This window comes from Stenotrophomonas sp. GD03680 (assembly GCF_029844625.1).
Lineage (GTDB): Bacteria > Pseudomonadota > Gammaproteobacteria > Xanthomonadales > Xanthomonadaceae > Stenotrophomonas > Stenotrophomonas maltophilia_P.
On record NZ_JAOCKC010000017.1, the window covers coordinates 26,974 to 52,141 of the forward strand.

20 protein-coding genes are annotated in these 25,168 nt (G+C 66.7%); 4 read left to right on the forward strand and 16 right to left on the reverse strand.

Going from position 1 to position 25,168, the window contains the following annotated elements:
• Nucleotides 1–422 precede the first annotated feature (422 nt).
• Together N5J29_RS15110 and N5J29_RS15115 are read right to left on the reverse strand one after the other, a co-directional pair.
• Nucleotides 423–1,889, reverse strand: a complete 1,467-nt coding sequence (locus tag N5J29_RS15110; protein WP_164151816.1) for an amidohydrolase family protein — start codon at nucleotides 1,887–1,889, stop codon at nucleotides 423–425.
• 51 nt (nucleotides 1,890–1,940) lie between these two features.
• The gene (locus tag N5J29_RS15115) at nucleotides 1,941–2,645 is read right to left on the reverse strand and encodes an ankyrin repeat domain-containing protein (protein WP_164151818.1); all 705 of its coding nucleotides are present in this window, start codon (nucleotides 2,643–2,645) and stop codon (nucleotides 1,941–1,943) included.
• Nucleotides 2,646–2,737: 92 nt separating this feature from the next.
• Here N5J29_RS15115 and N5J29_RS15120 point away from each other — a divergent pair, with 92 nt between their 5' ends.
• Both N5J29_RS15120 and N5J29_RS15125 read left to right on the forward strand, forming a co-directional pair.
• The gene (locus N5J29_RS15120) at nucleotides 2,738–3,619 is read left to right on the forward strand and encodes a LysR substrate-binding domain-containing protein (protein ID WP_164151820.1); all 882 of its coding nucleotides are present in this window, start codon (nucleotides 2,738–2,740) and stop codon (nucleotides 3,617–3,619) included.
• A 99-nt stretch (nucleotides 3,620–3,718) separates the two neighbouring features.
• Nucleotides 3,719–4,360, forward strand: a complete 642-nt coding sequence (locus N5J29_RS15125; protein ID WP_111185944.1) for a hypothetical protein — start codon at nucleotides 3,719–3,721, stop codon at nucleotides 4,358–4,360.
• A gap of 108 nt (nucleotides 4,361–4,468) precedes the next feature.
• Here N5J29_RS15125 and N5J29_RS15130 read toward each other — a convergent pair whose 3' ends face one another.
• Nucleotides 4,469–7,195, reverse strand: coding sequence for a TonB-dependent receptor (locus tag N5J29_RS15130; RefSeq protein WP_164151821.1), 2,727 nt, complete (start codon nucleotides 7,193–7,195; stop codon nucleotides 4,469–4,471).
• 262 nt (nucleotides 7,196–7,457) lie between these two features.
• Between N5J29_RS15130 and N5J29_RS15135 the strand changes: the two genes are divergently transcribed.
• Nucleotides 7,458–8,009, forward strand: a complete 552-nt coding sequence (locus N5J29_RS15135; protein ID WP_315974039.1) for a GNAT family protein — start codon at nucleotides 7,458–7,460, stop codon at nucleotides 8,007–8,009.
• Here the strand turns inward: N5J29_RS15135 and N5J29_RS15140 are convergent.
• From N5J29_RS15140 to N5J29_RS15195, 12 genes are all read right to left on the reverse strand, one after another.
• A complete protein-coding gene (locus tag N5J29_RS15140) occupies nucleotides 8,006–8,782 on the reverse strand; it encodes a CDP-diacylglycerol diphosphatase (protein ID WP_279924468.1) in 777 nt (258 codons plus the stop codon). The two genes, N5J29_RS15135 and N5J29_RS15140, sit on opposite strands and share 4 nt — an antisense overlap.
• A gap of 57 nt (nucleotides 8,783–8,839) precedes the next feature.
• Nucleotides 8,840–10,537 (reverse strand): DUF2235 domain-containing protein, encoded by a 1,698-nt coding sequence (locus N5J29_RS15145; RefSeq protein WP_164151827.1) that lies wholly within the window; start codon nucleotides 10,535–10,537, stop codon nucleotides 8,840–8,842.
• Nucleotides 10,524–11,024, reverse strand: coding sequence for a DUF3304 domain-containing protein (locus tag N5J29_RS15150; protein ID WP_111185948.1), 501 nt, complete (start codon nucleotides 11,022–11,024; stop codon nucleotides 10,524–10,526). Before N5J29_RS15150 ends, N5J29_RS15145 begins: the two co-directional genes overlap by 14 nt.
• A 16-nt stretch (nucleotides 11,025–11,040) precedes the next feature.
• A complete protein-coding gene (locus N5J29_RS15155; protein WP_065182771.1) occupies nucleotides 11,041–11,904 on the reverse strand; it encodes a DUF4123 domain-containing protein in 864 nt (287 codons plus the stop codon).
• A 2-nt stretch (nucleotides 11,905–11,906) separates the two neighbouring features.
• Nucleotides 11,907–14,681 (reverse strand): type VI secretion system tip protein TssI/VgrG, encoded by a 2,775-nt coding sequence (gene tssI, locus N5J29_RS15160; RefSeq protein WP_164151829.1) that lies wholly within the window; start codon nucleotides 14,679–14,681, stop codon nucleotides 11,907–11,909.
• A 122-nt stretch (nucleotides 14,682–14,803) separates the two neighbouring features.
• Entirely contained in the window at nucleotides 14,804–15,421 is a 618-nt protein-coding gene (locus tag N5J29_RS15165) for a decarboxylase (RefSeq protein ID WP_164151831.1), read from the reverse strand.
• A gap of 125 nt (nucleotides 15,422–15,546) precedes the next feature.
• Nucleotides 15,547–16,155, reverse strand: a complete 609-nt coding sequence (locus tag N5J29_RS15170) for a hypothetical protein (protein WP_204313630.1) — start codon at nucleotides 16,153–16,155, stop codon at nucleotides 15,547–15,549.
• A 91-nt stretch (nucleotides 16,156–16,246) separates the two neighbouring features.
• Entirely contained in the window at nucleotides 16,247–16,837 is a 591-nt protein-coding gene (locus tag N5J29_RS15175) for a hypothetical protein (protein WP_053518388.1), read from the reverse strand.
• A gap of 92 nt (nucleotides 16,838–16,929) precedes the next feature.
• Nucleotides 16,930–18,762 (reverse strand): DUF2235 domain-containing protein, encoded by a 1,833-nt coding sequence (locus N5J29_RS15180; protein WP_229765839.1) that lies wholly within the window; start codon nucleotides 18,760–18,762, stop codon nucleotides 16,930–16,932.
• Between the two features lie 105 nt (nucleotides 18,763–18,867).
• Complete coding sequence (locus tag N5J29_RS15185; protein WP_227255287.1) at nucleotides 18,868–19,347, reverse strand: DUF3304 domain-containing protein; 480 nt, start codon at nucleotides 19,345–19,347, stop codon at nucleotides 18,868–18,870.
• 10 nt (nucleotides 19,348–19,357) lie between these two features.
• Nucleotides 19,358–20,254, reverse strand: coding sequence for a DUF4123 domain-containing protein (locus tag N5J29_RS15190; protein ID WP_164151835.1), 897 nt, complete (start codon nucleotides 20,252–20,254; stop codon nucleotides 19,358–19,360).
• Nucleotides 20,251–23,034: a type VI secretion system Vgr family protein gene (locus N5J29_RS15195; RefSeq protein WP_239519782.1), complete on the reverse strand. Its 2,784-nt coding sequence runs from the start codon at nucleotides 23,032–23,034 to the stop codon at nucleotides 20,251–20,253. Before N5J29_RS15195 ends, N5J29_RS15190 begins: the two co-directional genes overlap by 4 nt.
• Nucleotides 23,035–23,267: 233 nt before the next feature.
• Between N5J29_RS15195 and tssA the strand changes: the two genes are divergently transcribed.
• Nucleotides 23,268–24,326 (forward strand): type VI secretion system protein TssA, encoded by a 1,059-nt coding sequence (gene tssA, locus N5J29_RS15200; protein ID WP_065182766.1) that lies wholly within the window; start codon nucleotides 23,268–23,270, stop codon nucleotides 24,324–24,326.
• Nucleotides 24,327–24,382: 56 nt separating this feature from the next.
• Here the strand turns inward: tssA and N5J29_RS15205 are convergent, their stop codons facing one another.
• Nucleotides 24,383–25,168, reverse strand: a complete 786-nt coding sequence (locus tag N5J29_RS15205) for an OmpA family protein (RefSeq protein ID WP_111185953.1) — start codon at nucleotides 25,166–25,168, stop codon at nucleotides 24,383–24,385.

The window sequence follows — 25,168 nt, forward strand, 5'->3', positions numbered from 1 at the left end:
GCGATGCGACGCGCCCGGTCGTGGTGCGATGCAGCGCTACAGCGTGGGCGCGAGATGCAGATGCATGAACGACAATCCTCTTGTCTGGAATCGCCGACGCGCGTTCAGCGACGCGGTCAGGGCCGTCGGACGTCGGCCATTGCTCCCCGTCCGCTGCGGGAGGGTATACACCGCGTCGAAGTGAACGTTCCATGCAGATCGCGTGCATGCGGCCTTCATCGCGCAGGTCGTTGAAAGCTCTGTGACGCAGTTGGCACGTCATTACGCTGGAACACCCGTTTTCAGTGGGAAAAAATGCGATCCCAATTGACGCTTCAGGCTCGTTTTGCGCAGCGCAAAACGAACGAAGGAACGGTCGGGAGTGCCCGCAGCAACGCGTGGCGACTCCCCCGTTCCCCTCATCACTACAACGATGACTGCGTTCAGTCCGCTGATCGGGCCTTGTCTGCTTCATCGTTCCACGCGGCCACGCGCGCGCGGGTGTCGGCCAGCAACTTGTCCAGCGCTGCACGATCATGCACGTGGCCGCGCAGGATCACGCTGTCGATCTTCCGGGTCGCGGCGATGTCCTGCAGCGGATTGGCGGTGAGCAGTACCAGGTCCGCAGCCTTGCCCGTGGTCACGCTGCCGTAGCGATCCATCTGCCCGAACCAGGCCGGGCCAGACCGCGTGGCCGCTGACAGGGCCTGGGGCGGTGTCAGCCCTTCCTGCACGAACAGCTGCAGTTCCTGGTGCAGTCCGATCCCGGGATAGTTGAACGAATTGAGGAAGCCGGCGTCGGTGCCTGCAATGATCGTCACACCCGCTTCCTGAAGCATCGGCAGCACCGCGGCCACCTGCCGGTACTGCGCATGCCGCGCCTGGATCTGTGCCGGCGTGGCCTTGGCCGCACGCTCCACGCGCCACTGGTAGGTGGCACGCAGGCCTGGGCCGATGTAGGCCAGATAGGGATCGTGGGCATGATCGTCCTGGTCGAGGAAGTCGAGAATGCGTCCGCCGTTGAGTGTGGGCGTCACGAACACGCCTCGACGGGCGAAATCACGATACGCGCGCATCGCGGTGTCACGGTCGAAACTGGCATCCAGCTGCCGGTTGGCTTCCGCACGATCGATACGTCCGGCGCCGAAATCGGCTGCAATCCGCGCCTCATCCCTGCTGCCCGCCTTGAACGCATAGTCCAGGTGTTCGATCGACGCCAGGCCAGCATCGACCGCCTGCTCCACGGTCAGCGCCATTGGGATATGGCCCGATGCCCTGAATCCTGCCTTGCGCGCGGCGGCGGCCGAGTACAGGAAAAGTTCCGGTGTCAGCGTACTGTCCGTGATCTTGACGAAGTCGACCTTGTCGCGCTGCAGGCGCGTGATCGCCTGATCGGCATCGGCGCGGCTGCCGACTTCGATCGTCCCCTTCCAGACCGGCTTGATGCCTTCGATCTTGGCGCCGGAGCTGAGCAGGCGTGGACCGAACAGTGTGCCGGCGGCGATCTCGCCACGCCACTGCAGCACCTGCTGCGGCAGATCACCCGAACAGTCGCGCACGGTGGTGATGCCATGGGCGACGTACAGCGGCAGCAGTGCCTTGTTCTCTTCGATCAGCGCAGGGCCTCCACCGAAGTGCACATGCATGTCCCACAGTCCCGGAATCAGGTACTTCCCCTGCGCATCCAGCTGCCGGTCCGCGCGCCACTGGCCCTCCAGCCCTGCGTCAGGGCCGACCGCAACAATCGTCTCGCCGCGGATCACCACGCTCTGCCCCGGCAGGGTGCGGGCGTGCTCCACATCGACCACGGTGGCATTGCGGATCAGCAGATCGGCACGTTCGGCTGCAGCAGCGGACAGCGGTGCGCAGGCGAACAGCACAGCAAGGGACAACGGGCGGAAACAGAACATGGACAACATCCTGGTAGGCACGGCCAGCGTGCGGAATGGAAGGAGCAGATATCAGCGTGTCGCGCCATGCTGGCGCAGCAGGGTTTCGATCGCGGCGAATCCGCGCTGGCGCGCATGAGCCAGCGGCGTCACGCCCTCGCCGTCGGCCAGCTCAGGATCGGCGCCCGCTTCGAGCAGCAGCTGCACGATCTGCGTGTGGCGCGGCCCTCCGTCGCCGAGCAGGATCGCCTCCAGCAGCGCCGTCCACTGCAGTCGATTGACGTGGTCCACTGCCACGCCCGCACGCAGCAGCATGCGCACCGTGGTGACGTGGCCACGCTCGGCGGCGGGAATCAGGGCGGTGCCGCCATAACGATTGGTGCTGCTCAGGTCTGCACCATGGCTCAGGGTCAAGGCCAGGATCCCGTCCAGTCCGCGCGCACCGGCGTACAGATAGGCACTGTCCTGCAGCCTGTCCTTGGCGTTGACATCGGCCCCCGCCTCGATCAGCACGCGCGCCGCGTCCACGCGGTTGCCATGGGTCGCCAGCAGCAGCGCGGTGCGGCCCTGTGCGTCGCGCGCTTCCAAGGCCGCGCCATCGGCCAGTGCCTGGCGCACCGCTCCGGCATCGCCGCGGCTGGCGGCCTCCCGCAACCGCACGTCGGCCTGGCCGGACGGGTCTGCGGCACAGGCCGGAAATGCCACGGCCAGCAGGCACAGCAGAAGCGCGCGCCGTGAGGGCGCAGCCCAGCGCAGGCAGCGGTGTTGCAGGTACATGATGAACCCTCCGGAATCAGTCGGCCGGACGTTGCCGGTACCTTGGCCGCATGGTAGAAGTCGCCACGGGTATCCAGAAATGAAATGTTCAAATGCAAGAAAGTTCAAAATCGAATAGGTCACTGTTCGAACTGGACCTGCTGCGGGCCCTGGTGATGGTGGCCGACTGCGGCAGCTTCACCACTGCGGCCACCCGCCTGCACTCGACCCAGTCCACGGTCAGCCAGAAGGTGCGTCGTCTGGAAGACCTGGCCGGTCATCGCCTGCTCGAGCGTGGCCATCGCGATGTGCAGCCCACCGACGCCGGCCACACGCTGCTGGGCTATGCCCGGCGCATGCTCGACCTGAACGAGGAAATGGCACAGGCGTTGGCGGGCGCCACGGTCGAAACAGCGGTCCGCATCGGTGTACCCGAGGACTTCGTCAACGCGCAGACCACGCGCATGCTGGCCGCTTTCAGCCGCCGCCATCCGCAGGTGAAGCTGGAGATCAGCAGCGGCCTCAGCCGCGATCTGGCCCATGGCTTCGATCATGGTGAACTGGATCTGGTCCTGGTCAAGCAGCGCCGCAACAGCCGCCAGGCCGTGCATTGCCGGCGTGAACCCATGCACTGGATCGACAGCCTGCGCAGTGGCTGCCTGCTGCAGGAGCCCCTGCCGCTGGTGACCTTCCCGCCGCGCGGACTGTACCGCGACGAAATGATCCAGGCGGTCGAAGCACTCGGCCTGCGCTGGCGCATCGCCTTCACCAGTTCATCGCTCAGCGGCATCCAGGGCGCGGTTGCCGATGGCATCGGCATCAGCCTGCTGCCGCGCCGGGCAGTGGGCCGCGGACACCGCATCATCGACGGCGAACGGAACCTGCCGGTGATCGACAACTACGAGATCGGGCTGCTGCACCGTGGCGACGCCGATGATGCCGTGCGTGCGCTGGCCAGCGAGCTGTGGCAGCAGGTGCAGCGCGAGCCGGTATGAGCCCGTTCGATGAATATCGCCGGGTGCAGGGGCGCGGCGGGTGCGCCGTACACAGCGCTGAACGGGTACCATAGACACCTGTTTCCGCTGTGATGCCGCATGGGCCCGTCCGACCGCCACGATCGTATCCGCCGCTGGCAGGCCGCTTCACTGCTTGCCGCCGCGCCGATCGCCAGCCTGTCCGCCAGCGATGCCGTCGGCGCTCCGCCGCCGCAGGCACCGCCTGGCCAGCAGCGGATCGCCCCGGCGGCGCTGGTCGAACGGCTGCATCAGCGGGTGCTGTCCGGGCAGAGCGCCACAGCCACGCTGGAAAGCTGGTGTGCCGAACACGGCCTGGCCCAGCAGGCCCGCGTCCGCGCGGTGCGCATCCATGGCGATGACAAGCAGGCCCCGGCCGAGGTGCTGCAGGCACTGGGCGCCGACTCCAGCGCCGCGCTGCGCTACCGCCGCGTGCAGCTGGTGTGCGGGAACCGCGTGCTGTCCGAGGCCGACAACTGGTACCTGCCCGGCCATCTCAGTGCGGCGATGAACCAGGTGCTGGACAGCACCGACGAGCCTTTCGGCCGCGTGGTCGGCCCGCTGGGCTTCCAGCGCGAGACCGAAGCCGACCAGACCTTCTGGCCCCCCCGTGGCGAGGGCGACCACGGCATCATCCTGGAAGTACGCGCCTTGCTGCGCGACCGCCAGCAGCAACCTTTCAGCTACGTCATCGAATCCTATCTGGTACAGGCGTTGCCGTAAGCGTGATTGCGGATGGCTGTGACGACTGTCCGCGCGTCGTGAAGGCACCAAGCGACGCCTCTCCGCTCGCCGCAGACGCGAGTCGAAGAGGCGCCCCACCTGCGCTGCTCAGTTGAAGCGGTAATCCATCTCCACCCAGAACTGGCGGCCATAGGGGTCGTAGTTGCCGACCGGATAGAACGGCCAGCCCCCCCCGTTGCGGTCCGCCGGCGGCCGGCTGTTGCGCAGGTTGTTGACGATGACACCCAGCGACAGGTTGTCGCCGAAGGTGCGGAACACGCTCGCGTTGTACGTCATGTACGGTCCGATGCGGCCGCTGCCGTCGCTCTTCGGCAGCGAGCCATAGCGGTTGCCGTACACCGTCGCGGTCCAGTCACCGCGGCTCCAGGTCACGCTGCCGTTGACCTTGCTGCGCCACTGCCAGTCGTCGAGGGAATTGCGGATGTCACGCACCTCGTCATCGGCGAACTGCCGGTACTCATGCTCAAGCACGACGGTGTAGGCCAGGCGCGTGGTGAAGCGCCCCGCCCGCCCGGCATCGAAACGCCAGTTGCCCTTCAGATCGATGCCGCGCACGGATTCGGATGCCGCGTTGATCGGATTGATCAGCACCCGGGTGACCTGGTCCGGCTGCACCGCCGCCGTGGAAGGATTACGGATCACGCGGGCCAGCGCGTCCTGGCACAGCGGCGAACCGATATCGCGCACTTCACCGCCCAGGGTACGGCCGAGGCGGCAATCGGCTTCGTCGCGCAGGATGCGGCTGCTGTCGAGATTGGTCACCTCGTTGTCGATGCGGATGTCGTAGTAGTCCGCACTGAAATCCAGGCTTGCCAGCGGCGACCAGACCACACCGAAGCCGTACGACTTGGCGGTTTCCGGTTGCAGCTGCGGATTGGCGCGGTTGCTGAAGTCGATGGACAGGCCGTTGAAGTCGCAGTCGTCATACGGCTGACCGGCGGTACGGCACCGCCAGTAATCGGTCATGCCCGGGTTGTAGCCGCGGGTTTCAGTGGCGAACACGTAGTTCATGTCCGGCGCACGGAAACTGGTGGCGGCCGTGCCACGGATCAACAGGCTGTCCAGCGGGCGGAACTCCACGCCGAAGCTCCACGTCGCCTTGCCGATGTGTTCGCCTGCGGCCCGGTACTGATCGTAGCGGCCCGCCAGCGTGGTGGTCAGGCGCGGCAGCAACGGCAGCTGCAGTTCGGCGCCCACCGCATAGCGATCACGCTCTCCTCCTGCGCCAACGCCGGCACTGGTGTTCCAGAACTCTCCGGTTCCCAGCCGCGGGTCCGGTCGGTTGCGATACCCTTGGCTGCCGGCCTCGACCACGGCCGCCAGCGCCGCGTCTCCCCCGGGCAGTTCGAACAGGCGGCCGTTGACGCTGGCGCTGAAGGTCTGCAGCCACGCCGCATTGCGGCTCTCCTGGTAACCGGACAACTGCCCGTACTCGTCCGGCGTCAGCGGCTGGTAAAGCCGTGCCGGATCCGGCGCGTAGACTTCCACCCCGTCGCGCACGCCCAGCGTGGGGCCGAGCAGGTATTCGTTGATTCCCGCCAGCAGCACCGGCCGCCGCGTCCGGTTCTCGTAGCGCGAGCGGCTGTAGACGGCCTCGTAGTCCCAGTCGCTGTCACCCAGTTGGCCGCGTACACCGACGTTGAACGACCACGACTTTTCCAGGAAGCGATTGGCGTTGCGCGGCAAGCCGCCCACTTCTTCCGGTGCGAACCGGCGATACCAGCTCTCCAGTTCACCACTGTTCTGGTTGTAGAAGTAATTGCGTGCGGACGTCCAGGTCGGGGCACGGGTATTGTTGTAGATGGTCGCGCTGCCCACGGCGAGGTCGGCGAACAGATCGGTCCGTTCGTCCAGGTGGAAGGTCAGCAGGCCATAGCCATCGAGGTTGCGCTTTTCAGTCTGCACGGTCCAGTTGCTGGCGGCGGCCTCGTTGCTGCCGCAGTAACTGCCCAGGCGCGGATTGGTGGCGCGGAACACGCTCCCGCCGTAGATCCCGGAAGCGGCATCGCAGCCGTCACTGCCCGGGTCGATGTTCCTGCCGGTGGCTGCATTGCGCCGATAGGCGATGGCCGTGGCCTGCGGGACCGTGCCACGCGGATCATCGTCCAGCGAGTCCATGAAATCGCGCTGGCGTGCGTGGATGGCCTTGCGGATTCCCAGCTCGAAGCCGAACACGCCTTCCCATCGCTCACCGGCACCACCTCCCACCACCTGCACGCGCTGGTTGTCTCCCCCGCCCTGCTCGGTACCGCCGGCACGAACGTTGATGTCCACGCCGTCGTAGCGCTCCTTGAGAATGATGTTGACCACGCCGGCGATGGCGTCGGAACCGTACACGGCCGAAGCGCCGCCGGCGAGCACTTCGATACGCTCGATGAGGGCGCTGGGAATGTTGGCCAGGTTCACCACGTTGACCGAGCCTTCGTAGGCCAGCGGGTAGTCGGACTGGCGACGACCGTTGACCAGCACCAGCGTGCGGTTCGGCCCCAACCCGCGCAGATTGATGGTGTTGGCGGCCGGGGTGAAGGTATTGCCGTAATCCTCGCCCTGCACGTTGCCGGTGTTCTCGGTCAGCGCACTCAGGGCGTCGAATGCATTGCGGTAGCCCTGCGCGTCGATCTGCTCCCGGCTGATCACGGTCACCGGCGACGGCCCTTCAACGCTGGCGCGCGGAATGCGCGAACCGGTGACCTTCACTTCCTGCAGCGATGTAGGTGCGCTTTCCTGCGCGAAGGCGGGCAACGAGGCCAGCATCAGGGACGACAGCGCGAGCACCAGCGGACGATGGCGCAGCGCCTGGGGAGAGGCGGACATGGGCTTCCTGGGGGAGTTGGACGATTGGACGGGACGCGGCGGCCTGTGCACGCATAACGATCCCGTAACGAAAGTGTCCCGAACGGACAGTTTCAGCGGAAATGACCAGGCCTGATGGGCTTATGCCGGAACCTGATAAGTGACGCCGCGCGCTGACAACGTGCGTTTTACAACATTCTTGATGGTGTGGCGGCGCATGTACGGGCATCGTCAAGCCATGACGACCTGTTCCTTTGGCCCTCCGATTCCGCCGCTCCGCCCCGTGCTGCGCCAACACCTTGTGCAGCTGCAGGCGGCCCCGATCACCCTGCGCCTGTTCAACCGCGCCGATCTGCCACGCTGGCGCGCCTTCGACGACCGAAGGAGCCGCGGCATCCTGCGCCAGTCCGGCGTCGACGAGGAAGCGCGCTTCCTGGCGGGCGTCCACCGTTCACGCCTGCAGCAGGACAACGACCAGCTGCTGCTGGGCGTGTTCGATGACCGGCACGGCATGCTGCATGATCAACTGCAGATCCAGCTGCACTCCGCCCACGCCCGTTGCGCCGAGCTGCGTTCAATGCAGCACAGCCACGAGCATCCCGCGCAGGCGTTGCAGGCGCTGTGCCCCTTCCTGTTCGACCAGGTCGGACTGCATCGCGTGTTCACCCTGCTTCCGGTGGCCAGCAGCACGCCTTTCGTCGATGCACTGCGTTCGGTGGGGTTCGAGCATGAAGGCCTGCTGCGCGATCACCATCTGGATATCGATGGCTGGCAGGACCGGCAACTGCTGGCCTTGACCGCGCCGCGCTGGCGACAACAGGTCCGCCCGGACTAGCGGACCCGCTCCAGCGCCGCATCCGCCCCGGTCAGTACCGAGCACGCATGGTCCTGCAGCTCCTCGCCGCTGGCCTCGTTGCCGGTCGCGGGATCCAGGCGGGTCGCCAGCAGAATGAAGCCGGGGCCTCCCAGCACATTCTCGCGGCCTGCCACCACCAGGCTCCATTGGCCGACATCGGGCAGCCCGCTCAGGTCATAGGCGAGCAGGTTCAATGGATTGGCACGCAGTTCTGCTCCCGGCAGCATGCGCGCAACGTAACGATGGCCACGCAGCGGCACGGGCAACGCCGCCCACTGCATTCCGACCGCCGCGGCGTGCGTGTCCAGCGCCTGCAGCACATCGGCGCGCAGGCAGTCGATGTGGATGTGAAGCTGATGCTGGGAACGGCCGTGCGGCGAGTTCAGTGCAAGGCTTGCGACAGTGCGCGGCAGGGGGCGGCCCAGCGCCTGTTCGGTATGCCCGCGGGCCTGCCAGGCAGCCGCGAAGTAGTTCGGCGCACCGCGCTGGTACAGCACAGCGCTCTCGATGCCACTGACCTTGTCCAGTGGCATCAGCAGGAACTGGTAGTCGCCATGGGCGTCCTTGATGAGCACATCGCGGCGGGCCGCGGTCGCGTCCCGTTGCAGGCAGGCGCCACGCGGCACATCGGCACCGCGGCAATCGCGCTCGATAAGCCTCCACAGCGCATCCGACGGGACCGGAGCCGGCGGAGGCGCGCTGGCGCAGGCCGCCAGCAGCGAACAGGACAACAACAGGATCAGGCGGGTCACGGGTCTCACAATCGACGGCACGGCCAAGGGCTGCGCCGGCCAGTGTACCCTGCCCCCTCAGCCGGGCACGGCTTCTCGCGTATCCGCCGTCTCCTCGACCTTGCCGGGCGTGTACTTGGTCGCGCCGAAGTACAGCACCCGCCATTGGCTCAGGTTGCCGATGAACCAGTGCGCCACCGAGTCATGACCGTACCCGTCGAAGAAGGTCTCCACGTCCGGCGGCAGCAGGGTCGCATTGTCCCAGGATTCCAGAGTGACCCGCTCGGCCATGGTCAGCGTTCTGCCGCGCTCCCGGCGCCGTCGCAGGCTGACGATCTTGTCCAGCAGCGTGTCGTTCTCCTTCTCCAGCCCCCGGCGCTGCTTGCGTACCGCAGAGAGCTCATCGTTGCGCGCCTTCAGCTCGTCTGACACCCGGTTCCATTCGGCGGTCTTCTCCGCATTGCCCTGGTCGGCCAGATGCAGGTTGTCGTTGTCCCAGGGCGATGGCAGCTGCGACTGCCGTCGGCGCAGCGTGCGCACCTGTTCGCGCAGGGCCTCTTCGCGTGCAGCAAGCCGCTGCATCGACGGCAACTGGTCACCACGTGCCACGCGCACGCGCAGCCAGCGATACAGCAGCTCCATATGCGACGCCTGCACGTCCTCCATGCGTCCACGCTTGACCCGCACCGCCTGCAGATAGGCGTTGAACACCGCCTGCAGTTCCGGATCCTGCTTGTCGAACTCAGCCTTGACGTGCTGTTCCAGGCGACTGATCGGGTTGAGCAGCACCCCCCTGGCCTGCGCCATGTCATACATCTCGTTCAGGGCAAAGCGCGCGATGCTGTTCCGGCGCCCCTGGTGCTGGGGATCGTAGCCACCGCCCACGTCCGAGTGCACACCCGGGAACCATATTTCCACCGTGTTGGCGGGGTATTGGGCATGCTCGCGGGTGGAATCCAGGGGGAACTGGCCGCGCAGCTCATGGGCGGCGGTCATGTGCACCGACTGCTCCACGATCTCCGGTATGGTCATGCCTTCAGCCCATCCGGTATGCCCATTGCGGTAGTTCACTGCCGCCGCCGTCAGGCTGGGCCACACCGAGCACACCGTATCGAACACGCCCATGAATCCGATCCGCAGCGGAATACGCTCGCGGTACAGCCAGGTGCCATCGGCCTGGCGTCGGCAGCGCGCGGCCAGATCGCGGGCGAACGCGCGTGCCGAAGCCGCTCCGCGCGAAAAGCCCAGTACCGACACGCTGACCACCAGGATGCGCATCGGCTCGGGCTGGCTGTCTATCAGCTCGTCCAGCGACTGCAGCGCGAAGTCGATGCGCTCGCGCCCGCCCTTGCCGATGGACAGCCCCAGCAGCCCCCCCTTATCACCGACCTCCGGGCACGGTGTTCCTACGCCGGACAGGTACTGCCGTTTTATGTTCCGTGTGTCGTCCCTGTGCGCGATGAACAAGCGGGCGATGTTCGACAATGCGCGCTCATTCTGGGCCTTGTTCAGCTCCTCATCGCGATTGTTGCCGGTGCCATCGAAGAATACGGCCAGGTGCAGGCTCTGCGTGCATCCCGTAGTGGCCGCTTCCTTGTCGGGCACGGTGCCACACATCGCCTCCTGGCGACGGCGGCGCTCGGCATCGCTCAGCGGACGTGTGCCGCGGGCCAGTCGCGCAGTGCGTGCCGTGCCCTCAGCCTGGGCGACCGGATCCGGGGTGCCCGGTTCAAGATCCACCTGCCCGGGAATCGCGGTCGGATCAATACTGGTCATGGTCCTTGTGCTCCTTCGGCACTGGCATGCGCCGTACGTCCCACTTGTTCACGCCCTTGTCCAGCAGCTCGGCCTCGACATGGCCGTCCGCATAGAAGTGCAGCAGCAAGGTGGCCGGGTTGGGCGGATAGGGCGTCTTCAGCGGTACCACGGCTTCACGCGGCACGCGGTGCCCTTCATCCAGATAGCGGTTGGTGGCCAGATCGTATCGGTTGGCCTCGATCCAGCGCACGCGCACGCTGTGCGGCCCCTTGCCTCGGGGCGCACGCGGGGCCATGCCGGAGCCACCGTTGGTGTATCCACCGATTCCGCCCAGAAACTGCCCATCCACCCTTACATCGTCGAGGTAATACGGGCTGTAGTTGAACGCGAACAACGACATGATCGGCGTCTTGCCGCGCGCCATCGCCCGGCTGCAGCCGACGCCCACCACCAGCAGCGCGATCACCGCCAGCGCGCTCCACCACAGGTACTTGTTGCCCATCATTCCGATCGCGCTCCGTTCAGTCCCAGCTTTCTTCAAGCGGCCACACTTCGTCACCGATATCGGCAGCGCTGCGCCGCCCCGCCGCGAAGTCCTGCAGGCGAAGCCGCCATGCGGGATCCTCGCCAAGATCGACACCGGCCAGCAGCGCCCAGGTCGACACCATCACCAGCCGTCGGCTGTCCTCGATGCCGACGTCCGCGGCCGTGGCCACCACCCGTCGGAAGAAGGTATACCAGCGCGCACGGGGAAGCCGCGCCAGCAGCTCCGGATCGGAGAGCTGGAAGTGATCGATCAGCGTGTAGGGGTAGCTGGCATCGATCAGGGCGCGCCGCTGCGCCGCCTCCAGCACCCAGGGAGGATCGTGCGGATCCTGCACGCTGTCCTGCAATTCCAGGTGCGCCCATTTCAGATCGTGGCGCAGGTACCACCAGCGCTCTCCCAGCGCCAGGAAGGCCCGGCACTGCGCCGCGTCCAGCACCTGCACCCACCATGGCAGCACCCGCGCGTCGAAGAAGCGGGCCAGGAACAGCTTGCCGTTCGGGTAGCTGGCGTCCAGCCGTCTCTGCAGCCGCTGCTGCAGCTCTTCCGCAGGCAATGCCGTGTCGATCAGGCTGAGCAGGCCCGGAGAACGCGCGTACGACGCCGCACGCTGCAGGAAACCGTCAAGCTCCAGGCCACGCGGCAGGCGCGCGAGGAACACGCTGGCGTCATCCGTGCCATCGGCCAGCAGGCCGTCAAACAGGGGCAGCGGCGCCCAGGGCAGCGCGCGCAGCAGTTGCAGGGGCTGCTCGCACTGCGCGCCATCAAGCAGAACGTAACGCTGGGTGCCCTCCTCCAACGGCGGTGGCGAGAACGGTGGGAACTGCCAGTCGTTGGCCACGCTCAGCCTCCCTTCGGTGTCAGCGGGGCTGCACGCTGTGCGGCCAGCAGCAGGCATTCCTTGCAGACCGACTGCGGGAAGACCGGCAACGGGTAACGGCCGCGATCGCCGGGCAGGAACGACTTGCGTCCGGCGTGCACGGCGATCCTCCCGGGTGCGTTGAACACGATGTTGCCGCCGCTGAGGGTGATGCTGGCCCCGCCTGCGGTGGCCACCTGCACCGTCCGGCCCGCAGCCACCTCCACGGCACCCTGTGCGCTCGTGCCCCGCAGCGACTGCCGCGACTGCACGCGCACCTCGTCCTGTTGCGCCTTGACGTCCAGCACCTGTTCGCCACTGGCCAGGGTCAGCGCCGGCTCGCCCGGATCAGCCCCCTCCAGTGTCGCGGCCAGTACGCCGATGGCCTGCCGTCCATGCCAGCGCGCCTGCCCCATCACCACGGCCTCACCGTGCTGGCCGCTGCCCAGTGCCAGAGTCTCGCCCGGCGCCCAATGCAGCCCCTGTCCGGCCACCATCAGCGCACCATCAGGTGCAGCCAGGCCCAGCAGGGCATCGCCGGTATGCGGAACGCGGCCCTCGCCGGCATCACCGCTGCGTTCCGGCGCCGAGCCGGCCGCATCCTGCAACGCGCTACCGGGCACCGTACTGCGCACGCTGGCCAGCAGCACCGGCAGCGGTGACTGCGAACCGTCCAACCGCGAGCGCTGCGGCGATTGCACGCCGACATGCGCGGCCGGCCGCACTGTCAGATGCGTACCCGCCGCCGCAGCATGGCTGTGGGCCAGCGTGGCCAGCTGCTGCAACAGCGCAGCAGGCTGTGCCGCCGCACCTGCCGGGTCGACGCTGCGGCGGGCATAGGCACTCAACCAGAGCCCGCCTTGTCCGCGCACGCTGCCCCAGGCGTCGCTGCGCAACTCGAATCCACTGCCGCGGAAGCTGCCTCGATGGTTGTCCGCCTGATGGCGCAGATGCCCCAGCGTCAATGCCGAAGCCTGCTGGCTGCTGGCCAGCTGGGCCCGCAGCTGCTGGTCGCTGTCGTCGAACAGCAGACGGTTCCAGCCGGCCCCCTGCCACTCCCGTGATTGCAGGCCCCACAGCGCACCGGCGTTGCGGTGTGCCTGCTCTCCGGCCGCCGCCGCGTGCCAGGCAGGCGCCTGGCCGCCCCCGAGGTTGGCCTGCGCACTGCCGGTGCCATCCCTCGCCTGTGCGTACATGGACGTATCGGCCTCCGCGCTGGCGCCCGCCGGTGTCGGCGCGACGCCGGCTTCGCCGCGCCCGTTGTACAGCGCGCCCAGCACCAGCGGCCGGTCAATGTCGCCCTCGAGGAAGCCCACCAGGACTTCCTGGCCGATACGGGGCAGGAACTGGCTGCCCACGCCCGGCCCCGCATAGCGCTGCGCGACGCGCAGCCACGCGCTGTCCGTGCTGCCCTCTTCCTGCTGGAAGTGGAACCGCACGCGGATCCGTCCCAGTGCATCGGCGTGCAGCTCGGCGCCGTCGGCGCCCTGCGCCGCCACCACGACCGCTGTCTGGTAGCCCGGCGCCAGCGGCCGCGGATTGCGTCGAGCGCCCGTGCCGTCCCAGAGCGTTGGACGCCAACGCCGGTCGCGGGGTAGCGCGATGAATGTCTGTGCGTAGCCCTGTGTCTGGGCAGCCACCTGCAGCGTGTCCGCGGTCGCGGCGGCATCGTCCATCGCTGCCAGCGCCTGGCGCAGGTCCACCGGCAGGTTGTTGACCCCGGCGTGCTCGACGTCCACCAGCAGCAGTTCGGTCGGCACCGCCCCCGGCGTTCCGCTCAATGACCAGACCTGGCCGGCATCAGCGCTGCGCACGCTGCCACGACCGTGCCATTGCAGTGCCTGCGCCTCCAGTGCCTCGGCGACCAGCCGTGCGTGGTGCTGCAGCTCGGCCGCGTCGGCAAAGGCATGCGCGCCAACCGGGTCGTAGTCCTCGCGCCGCGCCTGCCCGCTGCCCTGCACCGGCAACTGGCCGGCCAGCGAGCGCGCACTGCGGTAGTCGCTGCTGTGCAGCTGCACGTGCGTGCTCTGCAGCCGCCGTTGCAGGCCGAGCTGCTGCACGCCATCACTCTGCTCGGTGCCATCGGCGCGATGGAAGCGGATCCCTCCCGCCGACTGCGACGCAGCGGCTTCCGGCAGGAGGGTCGAATCGGCGAACAGCAGCACGCCGTGGCCGGCCGTCGCCTCCCCGGTATCCTGCACGCACCAGCCCAGCCCTTCTTCGGCCAGCAAACGCTGCACGAAGGCCAGGTCGGTCTCGCGGTACTGCACGCAATAGCTGCGCGGCCGGGATGCGGCCAGCATCCCGTCGACCTCATCGCTCCAGCGCCAATGCGCATGTTGCGGGTGCATCTGGAACACCGCGTCCACGATCTCGCGCACGCTCTGTTCCTGGAACACGCGGCTGCAGCGGGCCTGGTCGAGCCACCAGGTCCAGTCACGCAGCGTGATGCGATAGCGCACCAGTCCACCGTCAGCGCCCACGCACTGCGCATCGGCGATCACGCCGTGACGCGGCCAATCCTGGCCATCGGCCAGGTGCACATGCAGGCATGCGGGCCGCCCCGGCCAGTCAGCCAGTGGCAGCGATGCGTCCAGCGCGAGTACATCGATCTGAAGATGCCGCCCCTGCGACAGGGCATCACGCCCGTGCCACCGGTCGACAACGACCGCCGGCATGCCGGGGAGATCCAACCGATACAGGCGGCTGCCGGCATCAAGACCCGCTGCCTGCACCATGAGGTTGCGAATCGCTTCCATGGCGTTCCTACCGTTGCTGCCCTCCGCGATGCGGCGGGCAGGTCCTTCCCCTGTAGGGCGACGGTAGCAGATGGAAAACGGCGGCGCACGCGACCGCCGTCACGACGGATTAACGTTCCGGATCAATAGGTTCCGTAAGACACTTCGACGATCACCGGCTTGCCTGTGTCTTGCGCCGGTTGCAGGGTGAAGCGGTCCAGCGCGCTGCTGTCATCGCCCAGCGGCGTGCTGCGGAACTGCAGACGGTAGGTCGCCCCCGCCTGCACGCTGCCATCGGGCAGCAGGCGCGCGTCGGCAGGCAGCAGCAGGCCTCCCAGATCGCTGTAGGCCTCCGGCGCATCGCTGAACCCGTAGTCGACCAGTTCGCCAACGCGGCGCATTTCGTACACCCGCGTCGGCCACGGGCGGGCCGTGCTGCGCCCGTTGCGCAGGTCTGTCACCCACTGCTCGGGCAATTGATAGACCTTGCGCAGCGCCGTGTCATCCAGTTCGGCGCTGGCTACCTGCAGGCAGCACACCAGCCGCTTGCTCTCGCGGTCATACACCGAAAAGCGCGCATCCCGTGCGACCGGCATCGGCAGCAGTGCGAACGGGACGTCGCGCAAGGCGGGCTCGGCACCATCGCGGGAGTCGAGGTTGCGCCAGCCACCAAAGGCCGGTTCGGCGGCCTGTGCCAGCGGCGCCGCCAGGCACAGCGCCACCGCAAACCCGCCGGCGGTGCGTCCGATCCACTTCTGCATGTCGTTCATCCGTCGATGGCCGGTTGCCAATCAGTTTCGTGAGGATGCCATGAAGGTGCGACGCCCGCCACGTCGGACAGCCCGGCTCGTTCAGCCGGGCCGGCGCTCGCGGGTGAAGGCGGCCGCTACTGCATGTACTGCGTGGTGTGGCCGGTGAATCTGGCACCATCGAATCCGAAGCAGAAGCGGCCCTCTTCGAATGCCCGGTAGACGAGCAGTGCGCCGCTCACGCAGAACGTGTCGCTCTCAGCGGATGTCTCCACCGTGCCATAGGTACGCGCGCCCTCCTTGCCCACCAGCGGGCCCGAGAACGCATCAATGGGCAATGGATACACGGCGCCGTCGCGGCTGTCGATCAGCACGATGGAGCGCTGGAAGTACTCCTTGCGCTCATCCAGCTGGGCCAGGATGTAATGCCGGTTGAAGTTCGGCACCTGGGTAGGGATGGCCTGGTCGATCTGCGCGCGATGCTGCGCATCACAGAAGTCCACCGGGCTGTATTCGTACGCGCAGCCGGAATGAGGTAAGAGCATCTTGACGCCGGCATATCGTGCGCTTCGCGCTGTAGATGCAGGCACTTCCTTCGTCTTGGTGGCCGCCCCCGTTGCCGGCACACCTGCAGCTGGGTTCTGCGATGAATTCGGCTTCCCGGTGCAAGCGGCGACCGAGAGAAGAAGGCCGAGCAGCAGCACAGGCTGCAGTCCACGCCAGACACGGGTGTTGATCTTCACCATTTCTCCGTTCCAGGCCTTCGACAAGAAGCGCGCGAACCACCGACGTAGCCTCAACCTTTGGCTTGTTCGGGCCATCGCCTGCCCATCTTGATCAGGCCCAATCGGGCGCACACATCAACTGCGACTTCTGCGCGTTGCCGACCTGGGGACCCAGCATCGGCCTTTCTCCGCGCCGGCTGCGCGCGTCATCGGGAAACTCAGACCCCAGCGCCATGCGGAGTCGCGCACGCGCCTGGTCCAGTGGCAGATCGATCATGATGCCGATGGGCGTGGGTGCGGTTCCCAGATGGGCAACGACCCTGTAGACCGGCAGGCCATGGAAATCGGCCTTGACGCAGAAGTGCGCCATCCCGAACTCCTCATCGCGTTCGCAGGGTTCGGGCGCGTGCAGGGCCAGGTAAGGATTCGCGGGCTGGCCTGATTCAGTGCTGAGGTACCAGCCCTTCGGCTGGCAATCCAGCAATCCGTCGAAGAGCGTTTCAGAGCTGTCCGGATCACCCGGCAACGGCGGCTCCGCCTGCGCGGCATGGGCGTCTGCCTTTGCCTCGATGGAGGCCTGCGCACGGCCGGCGGTGTCTGCCTGCTCGATATCCTGTGAGGTGGTTTGCCGGCATGCCACCAACGGCAGCACAAGGCTGGCCAGGAGCAGCTGACGCAGCGCAGCGGGGCGCTGACGATTCACTGACCCGCTCTGATGCATGGCTCCCAGCCTCCCAGAGGTGAAGCGCCCGATTGGCGCATAAGCGCAACGGGCATTCCAGACGCTGCATCGCCTCACCCGCCCATTGCCGAGCCCAGCTGCTGGAACGCGCCGCCGATGGTGGGGATGTTCGCTGGCGGCAGCGTAGCCGGATCCCGGCACTCCTGAGCCCTCCTGCCGGCCACACTGAAGACCTCGCGATAGCGGAGGTAGCCGTAGGTATTGACGGCAGGAATATTCAGCTCCGTCCACTTCCCGATGTAGAAGCCGGCCAGCGAGTCATGCATGTAGTTGTCAAACAGCACCGTACTCACATCGGGTACCGGCGCACCGTCCAGCACAAGGTTAAGCAGAGTGCTGGTCTCGGCCGGGATTTTTGCGTAGTCGTAAGCCGCCTGGGAGGCCCGTGGCGTAGGTTCAAATACCGGGCGCCCGATCTTGCGACCCGCCTCCATGCGCTTCTGGCTTTCGTCCAGCTGCCTGCGGTAGGCCGCCATCTCCTCCTTGCCCCTGCGCAGCTTTCCAACCAGATTTGCGAAATCGCGCTGCGCATTGGCCAGATCCACCTGATCCTCGGCATCGGACTGCTTGAAGAACGGCTGTTGCAGCACGCTCTGTGGACCATTCGGCAGCCGCTTGCCCTTCCAGGCAACGTACTGCCGGCAATGTCCTGCAATCTGCTGCGTGTGCGCGCCTCCGGGGACACCGTGACCGGTCAGCCAGGCGTTGTAATCGCGGATCAGCTGTGGGTGGCAGCCGAAATGCATGGCGAGCACTGGCTGCGCCCCCAGTTCCTCGATCGTTTTCATTATCACGCCTGCCTTGACGGCCTCATGATGCATGTCGATCAACGGAATCTGCGCAAGCTTGGCGGTACCATTCGCGGCACCGGAAACGAAGTCCTTGCCCTGGCCGCCGGGCGAGTAGCCGCCACCGACATCCGAGTGCATGCCCGGGTAAAGCACCTCCTTCCCGCTGGTCGCCAGGTCCAGCGGGAAATTGATCCGCTGCTCGTGCAGGGCGGCGAAATGCACGCTCTGGCGCGCTTCGGGGTGAATGCTCATCATGTCACCGGCGGCCCAGTCCCACTTGCCCTTCGAGACGCGGCTCATCGCAGCAACGCCGACCGACGCAACGGTATCGAAGATGCCCATGAAGTTCAGGTAGAGCGGAATGCCGGCAATGTTGTAGCCGCAACCGCTGCCCCAGGCTTCTGCCGTCTCATACAGCCGGTGCACGAACGCCCGCGCCTGTGCCGCGCCACGCGAGAAGCCGAAGACGGAAACGTGCACCGACTTGACGCGGCGCTGGTGCCCCTTGACCACGCGCTCCAACCGCTGCGCGATCGCCGTGAGCATCGCGCGTCGCGTCATGCCTTCCAGCAGTCGCGTCTCGCTCATTGAGGCGACCAATACTTTGGCTTCGTTGGGCTGGATCAGGTCACCACCGTTCAGGTACTGATGTACCGAATTGATGACCTGCAGGATGGCCCAGTGGATGCGGTCCGCACCATAACGCGCGGCGCCGCCTCCCAGCGTGTCACCATCCTGGTTGGTATCGCCGACGTCGGCGAATGGCGTGCCGACGCCGGGAACGTAGATGCTGAAGAAGCCGTTGCCACGCTCCTTCAGGGCGGCGTCGTACAGGCGCGCCACATTGCTGTGACCGTTGCGGGCCAGCTGGGTCTTGGGGGAGCGCGTCTTGCCGGTTACAAAGGTCCCTTCCCACTCGCGGTTGTTGCCGGTGCCGTCGAAGTAGATGCCTACGTGCACCTGGCCCTGGCATTCGGAGCCCTTCTCGCGCATGCACGCCATGGCCCGCGCCCGCTGCTGCGCTTCGGCGCCGCTCAGCGCTCTGCGTCCATCGGCCGGCATTGGTTGCGCGCCGGTTGCCGTGCGTCCACTCATGTCCTTGTCTCCTGGATTCGCTGCTGGTCCCCGCCGGGATCGTTGTCCTTGTCACCCACGCCAAGCATTCGGATCGGATGCCCGGCGAGCGACCGGGCCCCGTGATCACTTTTCAAGTGGGCGCCGAAGGTGCTCCCAGACTGGATTCTCGCCTTCGCGCAACGGCGCCTCGGGGCCGGTCAATGGATAGTCGGGATGACCGAGCACAAGATTGGTGACGAAGACCTTGATCTCGCCATTGCGCAGGAAATGGACGGCCAGGTTTCCGAGCTGGTTGTACTTCGGAATCGCAACGGTCTTCTTCTGGAACGTTTCGAGATCCGTGGTCCATTCGATCTCCACCTTCATGTCCGGCGTCCATCGATCAGGCAGCACGACGCAGCAGACAGTTCCGCCTTCCGAGTGGGAATCGGCCGACCCGCCACTGCCGCCATTCACGAGGAACTGCGCAATGTATGCATCCGTATGGTTGTAGCCGAGCACGGCCACCGGCGTGGAGGCCGTCCGTCCCTTGCAGGCCGCCAATGCCGGCAACAGGAGCAGCAACGCCAGGGCCGCCAGCAGATGGGTCCGCATCAAACGCATGATTCTTCCTTCACGTCCACGAGGGTGCAGGCTCGGCCTGCAAAGGCGAGGCGGTGTGGTCCCACAGCGGGACGCCCGTCGTCCAGATATCTTCCGGCAGCGCTGATGCCCAGTCCGCGAACGGCACCTCACAGCTCCCGGCAGGCTGCGCGAAACGCGCCTGCACGGCAGGATGGCCGCGGCACGCGCCGGAGGTGTACAACGCCAGCAACAGGTACTGCACGTGATCGTCCACCTGGTTCACACCGTGGGCGATCGTATCCTGCATAAGGTCGACGACGAACGGGTACAGCGATCGATACGGCACCCGCTTGATCTCATCGGGGATGACCCTGCGAAGCTGGGCAATGGCCACATCCGGCTCGCACGCGTCCAGCAGGCACGTGTACTGGTCTTCGTCCAGGCGCAATGGCGGAAGCGCAGGCAGGCCGGCATCATCCATTCCGGCCAGCATCTCGGCCAGCGGCCATTCCTGCAGATCGCCGTAGCGATCGAAGTACTGCAGGCGCTGCACGCCCTCCAGCAGGGCGGCACGCTGCGCAGGCAACAACAGATCCAGCAGTGCAGGCAGGATACGGGTGTCGTACCAGCGCAACAGCATCTCACGACCGCCCTTCTCGGGCACCTTCACCAGATGGAAAGCACGCAACCGCTTTGCGAGATCGTCCAGTTCCAGTGCACTCCACAGCAGGGTCACGCCCGGCCTTTGCGCTCCCATCTGCCGGATCTCCGCATCCAGCTGCGCGTGCAGGTCCCTGTCCGTCCAAGCCACCAGCAAGGGAGCAATATCCAGCAGGCCGGCCTCGGCCGTGCCTTCGAACAGCGAGCGGTAGCGCGCGCCAAGACGCTCCAGCCGCTCATGGAAGTGCGACCGCTGCGCGCTGTCGATCACGGCGTAACGATTCACACCAGCACTCCCGGCGTGCCCTGGCGCATGGCGTCGAGAATGCAGCTCTTACAGCTGCTGCGCGGGAACTGGGGAAGCGGATAGCCCTGCTGCGCCGGGCCGACGAATGACTTGCTGCCCGCATGCACCTTGATCGTGCCCGGACAGGCGATGGTGATGTTGCCACCGGCAATGGTCAGGCTGGCCCCCCCGGACGTCGCCACGTGGATCGTATTGGCCGCGGCGAGTTCCACCGGCGCCTGCGCGCTGGCCCCGCGCAGAGCGCCACGCGACTGCACGCGCACCCCATCCGCCTGGGACTGGATATCGAGCATTTCAGTGCCGGCCACGACGTCAAGCGCGGTGGGTGCGGCCGCTGCGCCCTCAACCACGGACGCAAGCACGCCGATCGCCTGCCCCGCATGCAGACGGGTCTGCCCCATGGTAACCGTGTCGCTATGACCGCCACTGGCCAACAGCAGGCCTTCACCGCTCCCCCAGTGCACTCCCTGGCCTGCCACCTGCACCAGTCCCTGCGGTGCGGCCAGTCCAAGCAGTGGATCACCCGAATGCGGCACGCGATCCTGCCCAGCATCCGACTTGCGCTCGGTCGCACCACTCTTGCCGATATCGAATCCATCACCGCCCGTGGTGGTGCGTACGCTCGCCAGCAGCGCGGGAACCGGCGACTGATCGGGAACCAGCTCCGAGCGCTTTGGCGCGCGCGCGCCCTCCTGCATCGCCAACGGGCTGGTCAGGTGCGTACGCGCGGCCTGGGTGAAGCGTTCGCCCAATGCCTGCAACTGCGTGAGCAAGGCAGCGGGCTGCACTGCCTCGCCCGCAGGTGCCGTCGACCGATGCCCGTACGCCGTGAACCAGGCACCGGCCGTGGCGCGCACCGCGCCCCACGCGTCGCTGCGCAGTTCAAAACCGGTGCCACGCAGGCTGCCGACATAATTGTCTGCCTGGTGACGCAGGTGCCCCAGGGTCAGTTGTGACACCTGCTGGCTGCTGGCCAGCTGCGCGCGCAGTTGCTGGTTCGAGTCATCGAACAGCAGATGGTTGGCGCCCTGCCCGCCTTCCCACTCGCGCGAGCGGATACCCCACAGCGCACCGCCCTGCCGATGCGCCTGGTCCCCCATGCCGGCAGCATGCCAGGCCGGCGCCTGGCCGCCACTGAGGTTGGCCTGCGCGCTGCCGCGCATGTCTGCAGCCTGGCCATACAGCGACACGTCGCTCTGGCCGCTTCCGCCGGCTGGCGTCGGTGCCACGCCCGCCTCGCCACGTCCGTTGTACAGGGTGCCCAGCACCAGTGGCCGATCGATATCGCCGTCGAGGAAGCCCACCAGCACTTCCTGACCGATGCGCGGCAGGAACTGGCTGCCCACGCCGGGTCCGGCATAGCGCTGTGCCACACGCAACCATGCGCTGTCGTTGGCTCCGCCGCCCTCGCCTTCCTGGAAGTGGAAACGCACGCGCACGCGGCCATGGCTGTCTGCGTGCAGGTCTTTGCTGGCGCCTCCGTCGCCGGCAACCACGACAGCGGTCTGGTAACCCGGCACGGTCGGGCGCGGATTCAGCCGTGCGCCACTACCGTCCTGCAGCAGCGGGCGCCACGGCAGGGTGCGATCCACCGCGTCGAAACGGTTGCCATACCCGGTTGCTTCGGCCTGCTGCCAGAGCGCAGCGTCGGCCGGATCGATCGGCGCCACGCCCAGCGCGTCATCGAGGCTTCGTCGCAGATCGGTAGGAAGATTGTTGATGCCGGCATGTTCGACGGCCACCAGCAGCAGCTCAGGCGGTGTCGCACCGGGGGCCTGCTGCAGCCGCAGCCATTGTCCGGACTGGAAGCGGCGAACCGTACCCGACCCCTGCCAGCCACGGCTGTGGGATTCGCGCGCCTGCGCCTGCAGGCGGGCCTGGCGCGCACCGGCGGTACTGTCGCTGAAGGCGTAGGCACCTACCGCATCGTAGTCTTCGCGCGACGATTGGCCACCTCCGCCCTCCATCGGCGACTGTGCCACCAGTGCGCGTACCTGGCGGTAATCATCGCTCTGCAGGCTGATCGAGGTACTGGCCAGGCGCCGACGCAGGCCGATGGCCTGCACGCTGTCACTGGATTCGGTGGCGTCACTGCGATGGAACCGCACGCCTGCAGCCGCGCTGGTGGCATCTTCCGGCAGCGCGACGCTGTCGGCGAAGATCTCCATGCCATTGCCGCAGGGCGCTTCCTCATCGGCGTACAGACGCCAGCCCAGGCCTTCTTCGGCGAGCACGCGCTGCAGGAAATCCAGGTCACTCTCGCGGTACTGCACGCAGTAACTGCGCACGCGCTGGCCAAGGAAGGCGTCGACGCCCTCGGCCCAGCGCCAGCGCGCGATGGCAGCGTGGCCTGCCAGTACGGCATCGACGATCGCACGCACGCTCTGTTCCTGGAACACGCGGCTGTGCCGGGCATGCTGCAGCCACCACGTCCATGACACCAGCTGCAGCCGGTAGCGCACCAGGCCACCGTCGCTGCCCAGGCAGGAAGCGTCCGCGATCAGGCCGCTGCGCTGCCATTGACCACCATCGGCCGTCTGCGCGACCAGTGTCGCACGCGTGCCCGGCAGGGCGTCCAGCGCGATATCAGCGCGCGTGGCGAGTACATCGACATCGGTCCAGGCATGCTGGCCGAGCGCATCACCGCCGCGCCACCGCTCCACCGTGCACCCTTCCAGTGCATCGGACCGCAGTCGATACAGGCGTTGCGCGTCACCGAGCCCGGCAACCTGGGTCATCACGTAGTTCAGCTGATCCATGCCAATTCCAGTGTGAAGACGCCTACACCTACCCGGCGGCGTCGGATTCCAGCCATCAAATCTACCAGATTGCGGTGTTCGTCAAAATCACGACGCCTCTACCGCCATGGAAGTGCGTTGTTCGTCACATAACTGACGGCATTCCGTATTCAGGCATGCCTGGACGGACCAATCCCGCGACCGCGTTCACATCGGCGGGCTAGAATCGCCCACAGTCCCCAACGAGACCCGCCATGCTGGATCAGGAAGCCCTGCTGGCCCCGATTTCGGAACACGCCCCGACCGGTGAAGACCTGTCGTTCTCGGCTGAATTCGATCGGATCATCGAAAACCGTCGTGCCGACGACCCGACCCTGGACCAGGGGGCGTGGCAGACCGACATCAAGTACGCTGACTGGAGCAGCGTGCTGCGCGATGCCACCGACCTGCTGCAGACCCGGACCAAGGACCTGCGGCTGGCAGGCTGGCTCAGCGAAGCCGCCACCCAGCTGGAAGGATTCCAGGGCCTCGCCGCTGGCTACCGGCTCACCGCCGGCCTGTGCGACCGCTACTGGGATGACGTGCATCCGCAGGCACCTGACGGCGATTTTGAAGAGCGCATCGGCAACCTGAGCTGGTTGCTGACCAACTCGCTGCAATGGCTGCGCTCCGTGCCGATTGCCGTCGCGCCGCAGGGGCGTTTCAGCCTCGCCGACTTCGAGCATGCCCATGCCCGTGCCAACAGCGGCGAAGAGGATGACGGCCGCCCTGGTCTGGACATTCTCACTGCCGCCCGCCGCGATACCCAGCACGGGTTCTACCGGCAGCTGGCCGACGACCTGCCCGACTGCAGCCAGGCCCTGGCCGAACTGCAGGCCGCGGTCGACAACCGCCTGGGGCTGGATGGCCCAAGCTTCAGCGCGGTGCGTGAGCAGCTTGAACACCTGCAGCGCACCGTGCTGCGCTTCGCACGCGAAGCCGGGGTGTTGCTCGATGGCGAAACCGAAGCCTCCTCCGACGATTTTGAAGATGCATCGTTCGGCCATGAGGCGCCCGCGACCGAAGCGGCCCCGGTGACAGCACCGCGTGGCCCTGCGGGTGCACCCGGCTCGCGCAAGGAAGCGCTGCAGCAGCTGCGCCAGGTCGCTGAGTTCTTCCGTCGGACCGAACCGCACAGCCCCGTGGCCTATCTCGCCGAGAAGGCCGCACGCTGGGGCGAGATGCCGCTGCATGTCTGGCTCAAGCGCGTCATCAAGGACCACGGCACGCTGGAACAGATGGAAGAGATGCTGGACGTCAATCCAGAAGACTGATCTGCCTGCGGATCCCGCTCATGCGGGGATCGGGTCTGGCCCGATCCCCGTCATGTTTACTGGATCTTGAACTCGATGCGCCGATTGCGTGCGCGGCCATCGTTGCTGGTGTTGTCCGCCACCGGCTCGTCCGGTCCCTTGCCGACGACATCCATGTGGCTGCCCGGAATGCCCTTGGACACCATGTAGTTCTTCACCGACAGCGCACGCGCGTGGCTGAGCGCCAGGTTCGATTCGCGCTGCCCGACATTGTCGGTATGGCCGATGATCAGGAAACGGCTGTCCGGCATCTGCGCCATCTTGGCGACCATCTCGTCGAGGATGCTCATGCCGAACGGGGTCAGACGCGCACTGCCACTCTGGAATTCGATGATGCGGTTGGCCAGCGTCTGGTCCAGCACGTTCTGCTGCGAGCCGACCTTCAGCGCGTTGGTCACGGTGTAACTGGTATTGCTGGCCAGACTCAGGTCGCTGGCCACCTGCTGCCGCAGCGCTTCGTTGCCGACCTCACCGGTGATCCGCACTGCCTGTCCGTTCACTTCCAGCTTGCCGGGCGACACCCGCTTCAAGCCGGGATTGATCATGCCCGCCACGTAATCGCCCCAGTTCGGCGGGGTCGCGATCGTCTCGACCTGGATGCGGTCGACCACGCGCTCGGCGCCATACACGGCACGCAGATTGTTCAGCAGCTTGGCCTTGGTCGCCTGGTCAGGCACCACGCCTTCGATCACCACCGGTCGTTCGGTGGCAGCCTGTGCCGCAGCAGGCGCGTTCTGCGCGGCCAGCGGCACGGCTGCGAGCAGCAGCGGCAACGCAAGGGAGAGAGGGTTGCACAAGCGCAT